The organism is Actinomadura sp. WMMB 499, from assembly GCF_008824145.1.
Taxonomy (GTDB): domain Bacteria; phylum Actinomycetota; class Actinomycetes; order Streptosporangiales; family Streptosporangiaceae; genus Spirillospora.
On sequence record NZ_CP044407.1, the window covers coordinates 116,898 to 129,541 of the forward strand.

Sequence of the window (12,644 nt, forward strand, 5' to 3'; positions counted from 1 at the left end):
GGCGCCGCGGGCGGGCCCCGTCAGGTGACGGACGAGTAGGCGACGACGCCGCGGCGCATCGCGTCCATCGCGCGCCGCGCCGTCTTGCGGACGTGCCCGTTCGCGGGGGACGCGTCGGCGACCTGCCCGAGCAGGTCGAGCAGCTGCTTGACGGCGCGGACGAAGTCGCCCGCGGTCATGTCGCTCGCGAGCAGCACCGCGTCGAGGTCGTCGCCCTTGGCCCACCGGTACGCGGTCCACGCGAACCCGAGGTCGGGTTCCCGCAGGAACGACACGCGGTTGTCGTGTTCGACGGCGTCCAGCTCGCCCCACAGCCGCACCATCGCGGCGAGCGCGTCCTCGGCCCGGCCGGAGGGGGTGCGGTGCGGCCCGGTGTCGTCGTCGCGCCGCGACTCGTACACCAGCGCCGACACGCACGCGGCGAGTTCGGCGTGGTCGAGCCGGTCCCACAGCCCGGCGCGGAGGCTCTCGGCGGTGAGCAGGTCGAGTTCGTTGTAGATGCGGCCGAGGCGGCGGCCCTCGTCGGTGACCTCGCCGCCGGACAGGTATCCGAGCTGCTCCAGGACGCCGCAGACCCGGTCGAAGGTGCGGGCGATGACCTGGGAGCGGCCCTCGACGCGGCGCCGCAGCTGCGCGGTCTCGCGGTCGAGGCGGTGGTACCGCTCGGCCCAGCGGGCGTGCTGCTCGCGTTCGTCGCAGCCGTGCACGGGGTGGCGGCGCAGTTCGGCGCGCAGGTCGGCGATCTCGGTGTCGTCGGCGGCGGCGGAGTCGCCGCGGGTCCGCTTGCGCTCCCGGGCGTCGCCCGGGACCTTGTTGCGGAGGGTGGCGGCGAGGTCGCGGCGGTCCTGCGGGTTGCGGGGGCTGAACGACTTGGGGATGCGGAGCCGCTCGACGGGTTCGACGGCGCGGGGGAAGTCCTGGATCGACAGCCGCTGCACCGACCGGTTCACGGTGAGGACGAGCGGCGCGGGCCCGTCGGAGCGGCGGCCGAGTCCGGGGTCGAGGACGACGGCGAGGCCGGAGCGGCGTCCGGACGGCACCAGGATCACATCGCCGGGCCGCAGCCGCTCGAGGGACTTGGCGGCCTCGGCGCGGCGGGACGCCGACCGTTCCCGCGACAGCTGCGCCTCCCGGTCCGACAGCCGCCGCCGCAGCGCGGCGTACTCCATGAAGTCGCCGAGGTGGCACCGGGCCGCCTCGGCGTATCCGGCGAGGGCCTCCTCGTTCTTGTGGACCTGCCGCGCGAGGCCGACGACGGCGCGGTCGGCCTGGAACTGCGCGAACGACTCCTCGAGCAGGGTGCGGGCGCGTTCGATCCCGACGGCGCCGACGAGGTTGACCGCCATGTTGTAGGACGGGCGGAAGCTGGAGTTCAGCGGGTAGGTGCGGGCGCCGGCCAGGCCCGCGACCGACGCGGGGTCGACGTTGGGCGCCCACACCACGACGGCGTGTCCCTCGACGTCGATGCCGCGCCGCCCGGCGCGTCCGGTGAGCTGGGTGAACTCGCCGGGGGTGAGGTCGACGTGCGCCTCCCCGTTCCACTTGTCGAGCTTCTCGATCACGACGGTGCGGGCGGGCATGTTGATGCCGAGCGAGAGCGTCTCGGTGGCGAAAACCGCCCTGATCATCCCGCGGGTGAACAGTTCCTCCACGATCTCCTTGAACGTGGGCAGCATCCCGGCGTGGTGGGCGGCCACGCCCCGCTCGAGCGCGGCGAGGAAGTCGTCGTAGCCGAGGACCCCCAGGTCGGCCGGGGGGATGTCGGCGGTGCGCAGCTCGGCGTGGGCGCGGATCTCCTCCGACTCCTCCTTGGAGGTCAGCCGGATCCCGGCGGCCAGGCACTGCTGGACGGCGGCGTCGCAGCCGGCGCGGGAGAAGATGAACGTGATCGCGGGCAGCAGCCCGGCGCGGTCGAGCCGCTCGATGACGTCGGCGCGGGCCGGGGGCCGGAACCGCTGCGGGCGCGGCGCGCGGCGCCGCCCGGTGCGGCGCCCCTGGTTGACCTTGGCGCGGCGCACCTCCTCGACCGCCATCCGGGTCAGCTTGGGATTGAGGCGGGCCTGCCGGTTCTCGCCCTTGCCGGTGTCGACGAACAGGTCGTGCAGGTAGGTGCCGACGAGCATGTGCTGGAACAGCGGGACGGGCCGGTGCTCGTCCACGACGACGGCGGTGTCGCCGCGGACGGCCTGCAGCCACTCGCCGAACTCCTCGGCGTTGCTGACGGTGGCCGACAGCGCCACGAGCCGCACCGAGTCCGGGACGTGGATGATCACTTCTTCCCAGACGGCGCCGCGGAACCGGTCGGCGAGGTAGTGCACCTCGTCCATCACCACGAACGCCAGCCCGGCCAGGGTGGGCGACTGCGCGTACAGCATGTTGCGCAGCACCTCGGTGGTCATCACCACGATGGGCGCCTCGCCGTTGACGCTGTTGTCGCCGGTGAGCAGCCCGACCTTCTCGGGCCGTAGCGGCGGACGAGGTCGGCGTACTTCTGGTTCGACAGCGCCTTGATCGGCGTGGTGTAGAAGCATTTCCCGCCGCCGGTCAGCGCGAGGTGGACGGCGAACTCCCCGACGACGGTCTTGCCGGAGCCGGTGGGCGCCGCGACGAGGACGCCGCTGCCGTCCTCCAGCGCCTGGCACGCCCGCAGCTGGAAGGCGTCCAGCTCGAAGTCGTACAGGGTGCGGAAGTCCAGCAGGGCGGGGCCGTTCCCGGCGGTGCGCCTGCGGTAGGCCGCGTACCGGGAGGCCGGGGTGTCCCCGGTCTCCGCCTCGGTGCGCCGCCCGGTCGACGTGGTGTCGGGGGAGGTCATGTCTTCGAGCCTACGGTTTCGACCGGCCCGATTCCCAATCCATAACGAACCGGATTCCGGCGGGTCGCGGCGCGGGGTGGCCCGCCGCCGCGGCGGGCCGCGGTCAGCGGGCCCGCTCGCCCTTCTCCAGTTCGGCGTCGATGGCCTCGAGGTCGAGCGGGGACGCCTCGTCGTCCGACAGCTCCCCGTGCGGGTCGGCGCGCCGGGCGAGCCGCCGGTCGTGCACGTAGGCGATCAGCTCGGCGATCTCGAACAGCACGATCGTGGGGAGGGCCAGCGCCAGCATGGTGAAGGGGTCCTGGCTGGGGGTGGCGATCGCGGCGAACACGAACACGCCGAACCACAGCATCCGGCGCGACTTGCGGATCCGCTGGTGGGTGAGCACGCCCGCCATGTTCAGGATCACCACGAACAGCGGCAGCTCGAACGTCAGCCCGAAGATGAACAGCATCGCCTGGGCGTAGCTCAGGTAGTCCTGGACACCGACGAGGACGGTCGTGTCGCCGGGCGCGAGCCCGATGAAGATCTCCAGGCCCTTGTCCATCGTCAGGTAGGCCAGGTAGCCGCCGGCGACGAACAGCGGCACGGCCGCCGTCATGAAGATGTACGTCCAGCGCTTCTCCCGGCCGTACAGGCCGGGCGCGACGAACGCCCACAGCTGGTACAGCCAGACCGGCGACGACAGCACCGCGCCGATGATCAGCGCGACCTTCAGGTGCACGAAGAATCCGTCGAAGATGCCGTGCACGACCAGGTCGCACTTGCCGTCGAGGCAGTGCTCCGCCGGGATTCGGGTGTAGGGCTGCTTCAGCCAGTCCCAGATGGGGTCGAAGAAGATCCAGCCGATGATCGCGCCCACGAGCAGGCCGAGGATCGCCTTGACCAGCCGGTTGCGCAGCTCACGGAGGTGCTCAAGGAGGGGCATGCGGCCGTCGGCTGCGGCACCGCGCCTGCTCAGCTTCATCATCGGCTTTCGGGCTCGAGTCGGGTCCGGGGGTCGGCGCGGCGGCCGTCCGGGCGAGGGCGGCTACCGCGGCGGGAGAGCGGCGGGCGCCGCCGCCGCTCGGGGATCAGCTCTTGCGGAACTGGCCCGGGTCCGACACGGGGACGCCCTGGAGCGGCTCACCGGAGGAGATCGCCTGCGGGCCGCGGCCGCCCTGCTGCGCGCCCGGCGCGTCCTGCGCGGGAGCCTGCTGGGACGCCTGGGACGCCTGGGCCGTGCCGCCGTTGTCACGGCCGGTGTCGCGGCCGTCGTCATCGTCGTCGTGCAGGCCCTTGGTCTCGGCCTTCAGGATCCGGGCGGACTTGCCGAGCGACCGGGCGAGCTGCGGCAGCTTCGCCGACCCGAACAACACCAGGACGATCGCCAGGATGATCAGAATTTCGGTCGTACCAAGTCCAGCCATGACAAATCCTCTTCAGCAGGGGTCCTCACGACGATCGTACGCCGTCTTCGCGCGCTTGTGGCGCCCGAGATCCCTCGAGTAGCGAGAGTTCATCCCGCAACGCCGACTGTTTCGGCGCCAGCCGCGATCTCGTGCGCTCGAGTTCACGTCCGAGCCGCCGCACGCCCAGGTACACCTTGAACGCGCAGTAGGCGAGCACGGCCAGGCCGACGAAGCCCGCCGTCACCGAAACCGCTACCCACGCCACGCCCGCCACCGTAGCCGATCCGGGGGCGGGCGTCAGCATCGGGACGGGCCGGTCAGCCCAGCCCGTACCGGGCGAGGGCGCGGGCGGCGTCGTCGCGGACACCGGCGGCGACCGGCGCGGGCGACACGACCCGCCCCTGGTCGCCCAGCCGCAGCGCCAGGCCGCGCACCCACCGGGTGTCGGGCGTCGGCAGCACCACCCGCAGCCGCCCCTCCCCCAGCTCCTCGACGCTCTCGCACGGGTAGTAGTCGGCGACCCACCGGCCGCGCGGCGTCAGCTCCAGCGTCACCCGCACGTCCTGCGGCGACGGCCGGAACAGCCCGGCGTCCACGTCGATCGGCTCGGCGTCCTCGGGCACCTCGGCGGGCTCGTCCAGCACCGTCAGGGCGGTGACGCGGTCGAGCTTGAACAGCCGCACCGCCTCCGCGCGGCGGCACCACCCCTCCAGGTAGGTGTTGCCCTCCACCACCAGCAGCCGCATCGGGTCGACGTCGCGTTCGGTGTTCTCGTCGCGCGCCGGCACGTAGTACGCCAGGTGCACGCGGCTCCGGGACGCGACCGCGTCCCGCAGGGTCCCGAGCACGGTCCGGGCGCCCGGCCCGCCGCCCGCCGCGACGTCGCGGGCGTCCACCTGGACGGCGACCTGCGCGCTCGGGGCGGCCGCCGCGCCCGCGGCGCTCTCCAGCTTCGCGATGACGCGGCTGAGCGCGTCCCGGTCGTGCAGGTCGGGGATCTCGGCGAGCATCCGCAGCGCCACCAGCAGCGCGCTGGCCTCGTCGACCTTCAGCCGCAGCGGCCGCGCGATCGACTCGGCCTCCGCCACGGTGATCTCCCCGCCCTCGTAGGACAGGTCGATCGGGCAGTACGGATCGGGCGCGCGCAGCTCCACGCACCACAGCAGGTTCAGATCGTCGATCAGCTGCTTCTCGGTCACCCCGAACGCGGCCGCGGCCTCCTCGAGCGCGACGGTTTCGCGGTTGACGACGTAGGGCACCAGCGCGAGCAGCCGCGCGAGCCGCCCGGTCGACGCCGCTGGCTGCTTCGCGGGCTGCTTCGCCGCCCCGCCGGTGGTCCTGGCGGTCATCGCGCGCTCACCGTCCCGTCCTCGGGCTCCGCATCCCCGATCTCCCCGATTCCGTCGCCGCCGGCCGCCGCCTCGTGCTCCCCGGCGGCCAGTACCGCCTTCAGCTGCTGGATCACCGCGTCCCGCAGGTCCGGCGGGTCCAGCACCACCACGTCGTCGGCGAACCGCGCCAGGTACGGCGCGAACCGCTCCACGTCCCGGAACGTCAGGACCGCCTCGTCCCACCCGCCGTCACCGGACGGCCGCACGTCGCGCGCCCACCGGCGCGGGCCGTGCGCGGCGCCCGCCCGCAGCCGCACCGTCGCCGGGCGCGGCTCGGTGACCGGCTCGCTCCGGTCGAACGCGATCCGCCGCACGTCGACGCCGTCCGGGACCGTCACCGACCCGGCCGGGCCGTCCGCCGCGACCTCCCCGTCGATGCGGCTCAGCCGGAACACCCGCTCCTCGTCGCGGTCCCGGTCGAACCCGACCACGTACCAGCGGCCCCGCCGGCTGACGACGCCCCACGGCTCCAGGTGGCGGCGCGTCACCGACGTCCGCCCGATCGCCCGGTAGTCGAACGCGACCGGCCGCCGGTCCCGGACCGCCTCCCAGAGCGCCGGGAACGCCGGCTCGCCGGTGTCGACGCGCGGCTCGATCCCGACGGCCGCCGACGCGTCGGTCTCCACCCCCGCCGCCCGCAGCTTCAGCAGCGCCCCCGACGCCGCCTCCGCCAGGCTCGCGCGCTGCCAGACGCGCGCCGCCAGGCCCAGCACCGCCGCCTCGTCCGGCGTCAGGTGCACGTCCGGCAGCTCGTAGTCCTGCGGCGGGATCCGGTACCCGATCTCCTCGCCGCCCCCGCCCTGCAGATCGCTGCCGACCTCCAGCGGCACGCCCAGCTCGCGCAACTCCTCCTTGTCGCGCTCGAACATCCGCTTGAACGCCTCGTCGGAGTCCGGATAGCCCGGCACCGCCCGGCGGATCTGCTCCGCGGTCAGATAGCGCCGGGTGGCGAGCAGGCAGACCACCAGATTCAGCAGGCGCTCGGTCTTGCGCCGCGACACTTCGCCACCACCTCTTCGCTCCGTGAGCCCCCGGTGCCCCCTACACGGGCCCGAACGCCCCCACGCCCGTCATCTGAGGACGCTACCGTTTCCCAGTGTGATCCGATGGCGTAAAGGCACAGTTGAGGGCATCCGACGCGAATGGCCGGGGGCGGTCGAGCTGGACGTCGTGATCGGGGGCGACGGCGCGCACCGCGCCCTGGCGTATCCCGCGCTGGTGGGGCGTCCCGAACCCGGCGACACCGTCCTGCTCAACACTACGGCCTTGGCGATGGGCCTGGGCACCGGCGGCTACGCGATGGTCGTCGCGATCCCCGACCGGCTCCCGCCCGACCCGTCCGGCCCCGGCCACCTGGTCAAGGCCCGCTACACCCCCCTGCAGGCCACCGTCCTCGGCGCCGACGAGCAGGACTCCCCGCACCACGACGTCCTGCGCGACGCCGACTCCCTCGGCGGCGCGCCCGTCGTCGTCGCCGACCTGCACTCGGCGCTGCCGCCCGTCCTCGCCGGGCTCCGCGCCGCCCGCCCCGGGGCCCGCGTGGTGTACGTCATGCCGGACGGCGGCGCGCTGCCCTCCTGGTTCTCCATGTCGATCGCCCGGCTGACGGACGCGGGCGCGCTGGCGGCGACCGTCACCGTCGGGCAGGCGTTCGGCGGCGACCTCGAGGCCGTCACCGTCCACACCGGGCTGCTCGCGGCACGCCTCGTCCTGGACGCCGACGTCATCGTGCTCGCGCAAGGGCCGGGCAACCTCGGCACCGGCACCCGCTGGGGGTTCTCGGGAGTGTCGGCGGGCGAGGCCGTCAACGCCGCGTCCGTGCTCGGCGGCCGGCCCGTCGCGTCGCTGCGCGTCAGCGAGGGCGACGCACGGGAACGCCACATCGGCGTGTCCCACCACTCCCTCACCGCCTACGGCCGCGTCGCCCTCGCCCGCGCCGACGTCCCCGTCCCCGAACTCGGCGGCGAGTTCGGCGCCCGGGTCGCCGCGCAGGCCGCGCCGCTCGGCGACCGGCACACGCTCGTCCCGGTCCCCGTCGACGGCCTGCGCGACGCGCTCGCGGAGGCCGAGCGGGACTGGGGCGTCCGGCTGTCCACCATGGGCCGCCGCCTCGACGAGGACCCCGCCTACTTCCTCACCGCCGCCGCCGCCGGCCGCCACACCGCCGCGCTGCTCGGCTGATCGCGGTACGGGCGCCCACGCACGGCGGACGGGCCGGGCCGGGCCTCACACCGGTGCGAGCCCGGCCTCCTCGGCGGTGAAGGACGACGCGAACGTGAACGCGCGCGGCGACGGGCCCCGCGTGCGCAGCAGCGCCAGCCGCTCCATCGCCTCCTCCACCGTCGGCACGTGCCCGGCGGGGATCCACCACAGCACCAGATGCGCCTCGACATGCCGCCGGAACCATTCGCGGCGCCGCCGCATCGTCTCCAGGTGCGGGGACCGGTAGACGAACTCCCACAGCGCGTCCGCCGACTCCCACACCGAGAAGTTGACGATCACGTCGTCGCCGGCCGGGCGCATCCCCGTGGCGTCCGGCCGCCCCTCCTCCACCAGCCGCCACACGAACCCGGGAGCGGCGTCGGCGAGGGCGTTCACGGGGTCCAGCAGCGCCACGAACTCCGCCGTCCCCGGATCGTCCAGGGGGCGGAGCAGCGTCGCCACGTTGAACTGGGCGAGGTGATGGCGCGGCGGCTCGGTCCGGGCAGGGACGGCGGCGGCGGCGCGGTGATCGTCGGTCATGGGCTCACCTCACCACGGCCGCACTTCTATGTCAATCTTGATTGTTTTTAGAAGGAGGCGGAGGCGGAGGCGGCGACCCCGCCGCAGCCTCCTCCAAGGCCTCCTCCACGACCGCACAGCACCAGCCGGGACGCGCGTCCATCCGCACCCGCACCCCCTCGACCCCCTCCGCCATGCCCTCCAGCAACGCCAGATTCATCCCGCACACCAGCGGCGGGAACGCCTCCGCCACCACATGGAACGGGCAGTTGCGCATGCGCACCACCGCCGCGCCGCCCGCAGACCCCTCCCGCACCGGCTCATAACCGCGCCGCGCCAGAACCCCCTCGAACTCCCCCAGACCACCGCACGGCCCGCCCGCCCCCGCCAGCGAACGCCCCCGCCTGCGCGCCGCGTCCCGCACCTCCGCATCCAGGCCCGCCGCCTCCGCCGCCTCCGCAAGCAGCCCCGCCGCCGTCACGTAATCCCGCGCCGGAAACGACACCCCCCGCTCCCCCGCCGAACGCCGGTACACCTTCGCCGGACGACCCGCACCCGGACCCGAACGGCCCGTCAACCGCCGGCTGCCCGCCTCCAGCAGGCCCGCGCCCACCAGCTTGTCCAGATGGAACGCCGCCAGCGTCCGGCCCACGCCCGCCGCCTCGGCGGCCTCGTTCCGGCCCACCTCACCGCCCCGCGCCGCCACGAACTCGTACAGCCGCCGCCGCACCGGATCCTGCAGCAGCGCGATCGCGTCGATGTCCTCCACCCCGCCAGTCTAGGAACAGCGGGAATGGGTTTTAGAACGCCGGGCCGCACCAGCGGCCCCGGCGGACCGCCTCAATGCACGCCGAGAAGATCGACGACGAACACCAGCGTGTCATCGCCCCGGATGCCGTACTGCGACAGCCCCTTCTCCCCGTACCCCAGCGACGGCGGCACCACCAGCACCAACCGGCTGCCCACGCGACGCCCCACCAGCGCCTCGTCCCAGCCCTTCAGCACCTCGCCCGTCCCGATCGTCACCGCCGCCGGATGCCCCTCACCCCACGTCGAATTGAACACCTGACCGTTACGCCAGAAATACCCCGCATACTGCAGCGCGACGAGCTGCCCGCCCTTCACCTCGGGCCCCTCACCCTGCACCAGCGTCCCCACCCGCAGCTTCTTCGGCGCCGCCGCCCGCGGCATCGTCACCACCGGAACCTGACCCGACGCCGCATCCCCGACCTCCGGCAGGCCCGCCTCCCGCCGCTCCGGCGCCTTCCCCTTCGGCCCCGCCGACTTCCCGTACACCCCCGCACGTCCAGCACGTACACCAGCGTGTCGTCCGCACCCACCCGATGCCGGGTGTCACCATCCTCCCCGAACCCCTTCTCCGGCGGAATCCGCGCCACCACACGCGCCCCGCCCGCGCACCCACCAGCGCCTCCGCCAGCCCCGGAACCACCGTCCCCGTCGGGAACACCCCCGGCTCGCCCTCCGCATAACTGCTCGCCACGAGCTTGCGCTCCTCGTCGTTCCACCGGTAACCGACATAGTCGGCCACCACCAGATCGCCCTCGCGCACCTCCGCGCCGTCCCCCTCCTCGAGGGTCTCCACCGCCAGCGAGTCGTCCGGGCCGCCGTCCGGGAACTCCACGTCCGGCACCTTCCCGAACTCCCCGCCGACCGACACCCCCACCCCGCCGCCGAACAACGAGCACGACGACACCACCACCAGCGGAACGGCGAGCAGTGCGACGGCGAGCACGACCGAAAGACGACGACGGCGCATACAGGTCCTTCACGGGGGTGACGAGCGCTGCTGGGCGCTCACCCTACCCCCAAAGTGACCCGCCAGTAGGCCCCGGCGAGCCAACTCCCACCGACACCACCGCACGACACACCGAACCCGCCCACAAGGCACACCCCGCCGCCCCGCAACACGGACCGACCCACCGAACGACCGCCCCCTACATACCGGAGATCAGCTTGTCCACCCGCTCGTCCACCGACCGGAACGGGTCCTTGCACAACACCGTCCGCTGCGCCTGATCGTTCAACTTCAAATGCACCCAGTCCACCGTGAAATCACGACGCTTCTCCTGCGCCTTACGGATGAACTCACCCCGCAACCGCGCCCGCGTCGTCTGCGGCGGCACCGACTTCGCCTCGAAGATGTCCAGATCACGAGTCACCCGCTCCGCCGCCCCACGCCGCTCCAGCAGGTAGTACAACCCCCGATCACGATGCACATCGTGATACGTCAGATCCAACTGCGCCACCCGCGGCGACGACAACGGCAGATCGTACTTGCGCCGATACCGCTCGATCAGCTGGTACTTCATCACCCAGTCGATCTCCCGCGACACCAGATCCAGATCCCCGGTCTCCACCGCCCGCAGCGTCCGCTCCCACAGATCCAGCACCCGCTTCGCCGTCGCGTCCCCACCGCGCGCGTCCACGAAATCCCGCGCCTTGACGAAGTACTCCTTCTGGATCTCCAGCGAACTGGCCTCCCGGCCGTTCGCCAACCGCACCTTCCGCCGGCCCGTCATGTCATGACTGACCTCCCGGATCGCCCGAATCGGGTTCTCCAGCGTCAGATCACGCATCACCACCCCCGCCTCGACCATCCGCAGCACCAGATCGGTCGCACCGACCTTCAGCAGCATCGTCGCCTCACTCATGTTCGAGTCACCGACGATCACATGCAGCCGCCGGAACCGCTCCGCATCCGCATGCGGCTCGTCCCGCGTGTTGATGATCGGACGCGACCGCGTCGTCGCCGACGACACGCCCTCCCAGATGTGCTCCGCACGCTGCGACACGCAGTACACCGCACCCCGCGGCGTCTGCAGCACCTTCCCCGCACCACAGATGATCTGCCGCGTCACCAGATACGGAATCAGCACATCCGCCAGCCGACCGAACTCACCATGACGACCGACCAGATAGTTCTCATGGCAGCCGTACGAGTTCCCCGCCGAATCCGTGTTGTTCTTGAACAGATAGATGTCGCCGGCGATGCCCTCCTCGCGCAACCGCCGCTCCGCGTCCACCTGCAGACCCTCCAGGATCCGCTCCCCCGCCTTGTCATGCGTCACGAGATCGACCACGCTGTCGCACTCCGGCGTCGCGTACTCCGGATGACTCCCCACATCCAGGTACAACCGCGCGCCGTTCCGCAGGAACACGTTGCTGCTGCGCCCCCACGAGACCACACGCCGGAACAGATAGCGCGCCACCTCGTCCGGAGACAGCCTCCGCTGCCCACGGAACGTGCAAGTGACGCCGTACTCGTTCTCAAGCCCGAAGATGCGCCTGTCCACACCACGACCCTATGCGCCCCGGCCCCAACTTCGTAGTCTCCGGATGGACAAGGTTCCCAGCACCCACCCCGGCCCCCCACACCACACCGAAAGCCCGCCGCGACGACACGGCACCACACCGCACCACCACGACGGGCCCACCGGCACGAACCGAGCACGCCCGCTCCGAACCCGCACCCGGCCAGAGCCCGGCCCCGGACCGCCCGCATCGAACGACCGGCCCCGAACGCCCGGGCCACCGCCCCGACTCAGTCCCCGTCAGACGAACCCGACCCCGACCCCGACCCCGCGTCCTCACCGGCCGCGCCCTCACCGCCCGACGACCCGCCGGACCCCTCCGACAACAGCCCCTCGATCCGGCGAGCCGCCAACCGCTTGAACAGCCGGTGCTCCCGATTCCGGTCCAGCACCGCCACCTCCAGCGACGACGCCTCCAGACGACGATCCGAATCCTGCGCCTCCAGCGCACGCACCGCCGTCCGCAACGCCTCCTCCAGCGACGCCCCCTCGCGGAACCCGTCCTTCAGCGCCTGCGCCACCGCATCCGCCTGACCGCCCATCGCCACGTACCCGTGCTCGTCGGCCACCGACCCGTCGAACGTCAACCGGTAGATCTGATCCGTCTCCGCGTCCTCACCGACCTCCGCGACGACCAACTCCACCTCGTACGGCTTGTTCGTCTCCGTGAAGATCGTCCCCAGCGACTGCGCGTACACGTTCGCCAGCCCCCGCGCCGTCACATCCCGACGGTCGTACTGGTACCCGTTGATGTCCGCGTACCGGACCCCGCCCAGCCGCAGGTTCTCGAACTCGTTGTACTTCCCAACCGCCGCGAACGCGATCCGGTCATAGATCTCACTGATCTTGTGCAACGCCCGAGACGGATTGTCCGCCACGAACAGGATGCCGTCGTCGTACTGCAGCACGACCACGCTGCGGCCACGCGAAATCCCCTTCCGCGCATAGTCCGCCTTGTCCTTCATCTGCTGTTCAGGCGACACATAGAACGGCATCGACA

At 72.4% G+C, this 12,644-nt stretch carries 12 protein-coding genes and 1 pseudogene; 1 reads left to right on the forward strand and 12 read right to left on the reverse strand.

The window, feature by feature from the left end; translation table 11 throughout:
- Positions 1–20: 20 nt before the first annotated feature.
- The 6 genes and pseudogenes from F7P10_RS00575 to F7P10_RS00600 form a co-directional block, all read right to left on the reverse strand.
- Positions 21–2,812 (reverse strand): annotated as a pseudogene (locus F7P10_RS00575) (DEAD/DEAH box helicase).
- 103 nt (positions 2,813–2,915) lie between these two features.
- Positions 2,916–3,737 carry a twin-arginine translocase subunit TatC gene (gene tatC / locus F7P10_RS00580; protein WP_218040315.1) on the reverse strand — a complete coding sequence of 274 codons (822 nt, stop codon included), beginning with the start codon at positions 3,735–3,737 and terminating at the stop codon, positions 2,916–2,918.
- 145 nt (positions 3,738–3,882) lie between these two features.
- The gene (tatA, locus tag F7P10_RS00585) at positions 3,883–4,218 is read right to left on the reverse strand and encodes a Sec-independent protein translocase subunit TatA (RefSeq protein ID WP_151007575.1); all 336 of its coding nucleotides are present in this window, start codon (positions 4,216–4,218) and stop codon (positions 3,883–3,885) included.
- 25 nt (positions 4,219–4,243) lie between these two features.
- Positions 4,244–4,465, reverse strand: coding sequence for a hypothetical protein (locus F7P10_RS00590; protein WP_254716326.1), 222 nt, complete (start codon positions 4,463–4,465; stop codon positions 4,244–4,246).
- Between the two features lie 52 nt (positions 4,466–4,517).
- A complete protein-coding gene (locus tag F7P10_RS00595) occupies positions 4,518–5,549 on the reverse strand; it encodes a YafY family protein (protein WP_151007577.1) in 1,032 nt (343 codons plus the stop codon).
- Complete coding sequence (locus F7P10_RS00600; RefSeq protein ID WP_151007578.1) at positions 5,546–6,592, reverse strand: YafY family protein; 1,047 nt, start codon at positions 6,590–6,592, stop codon at positions 5,546–5,548. The genes F7P10_RS00595 and F7P10_RS00600 overlap by 4 nt, the downstream gene beginning before the upstream one ends.
- A gap of 169 nt (positions 6,593–6,761) precedes the next feature.
- Between F7P10_RS00600 and F7P10_RS00605 the strand changes: the two genes are divergently transcribed.
- Complete coding sequence (locus tag F7P10_RS00605) at positions 6,762–7,772, forward strand: DUF3866 family protein (RefSeq protein ID WP_151007579.1); 1,011 nt, start codon at positions 6,762–6,764, stop codon at positions 7,770–7,772.
- Between the two features lie 45 nt (positions 7,773–7,817).
- Here F7P10_RS00605 and F7P10_RS00610 read toward each other — a convergent pair whose 3' ends face one another.
- From F7P10_RS00610 to prcA, 6 genes are all read right to left on the reverse strand, one after another.
- Positions 7,818–8,333 carry a DUF3291 domain-containing protein gene (locus tag F7P10_RS00610; RefSeq protein ID WP_151007580.1) on the reverse strand — a complete coding sequence of 172 codons (516 nt, stop codon included), beginning with the start codon at positions 8,331–8,333 and terminating at the stop codon, positions 7,818–7,820.
- Between the two features lie 31 nt (positions 8,334–8,364).
- Positions 8,365–9,081, reverse strand: a complete 717-nt coding sequence (locus tag F7P10_RS00615) for a metalloregulator ArsR/SmtB family transcription factor (RefSeq protein ID WP_151007581.1) — start codon at positions 9,079–9,081, stop codon at positions 8,365–8,367.
- Positions 9,082–9,152: 71 nt separating this feature from the next.
- A complete protein-coding gene (locus F7P10_RS00620; protein ID WP_218040316.1) occupies positions 9,153–9,470 on the reverse strand; it encodes an FKBP-type peptidyl-prolyl cis-trans isomerase in 318 nt (105 codons plus the stop codon).
- The gene (locus tag F7P10_RS44970; RefSeq protein WP_176611258.1) at positions 9,448–10,065 is read right to left on the reverse strand and encodes an FKBP-type peptidyl-prolyl cis-trans isomerase; all 618 of its coding nucleotides are present in this window, start codon (positions 10,063–10,065) and stop codon (positions 9,448–9,450) included. Before F7P10_RS44970 ends, F7P10_RS00620 begins: the two co-directional genes overlap by 23 nt.
- A gap of 202 nt (positions 10,066–10,267) precedes the next feature.
- Positions 10,268–11,626, reverse strand: coding sequence for a Pup--protein ligase (gene pafA / locus F7P10_RS00630; protein ID WP_151007583.1), 1,359 nt, complete (start codon positions 11,624–11,626; stop codon positions 10,268–10,270).
- A gap of 248 nt (positions 11,627–11,874) precedes the next feature.
- Positions 11,875–12,639: a proteasome subunit alpha gene (gene prcA / locus F7P10_RS00635; protein WP_151017746.1), complete on the reverse strand. Its 765-nt coding sequence runs from the start codon at positions 12,637–12,639 to the stop codon at positions 11,875–11,877.
- Positions 12,640–12,644: the final 5 nt, after the last annotated feature.

Bases quoted from the DNA above. Each gene is read 5' to 3' on its own strand.
- tatC (WP_218040315.1), bottom strand. From the start codon at position 3,737: ATGCCCCTCCTTGAGCACCTCCGTGAGCTGCGCAACCGGCTGGTCAAG.
- tatA (WP_151007575.1), bottom strand. From the start codon at position 4,218: ATGGCTGGACTTGGTACGACCGAAATTCTGATCATCCTGGCGATCGTC.
- F7P10_RS00595 (WP_151007577.1), bottom strand. From the start codon at position 5,549: ATGACCGCCAGGACCACCGGCGGGGCGGCGAAGCAGCCCGCGAAGCAG.
- F7P10_RS00610 (WP_151007580.1), bottom strand. From the start codon at position 8,333: ATGACCGACGATCACCGCGCCGCCGCCGCCGTCCCTGCCCGGACCGAG.
- prcA (WP_151017746.1), bottom strand. From the start codon at position 12,639: ATGCCGTTCTATGTGTCGCCTGAACAGCAGATGAAGGACAAGGCGGAC.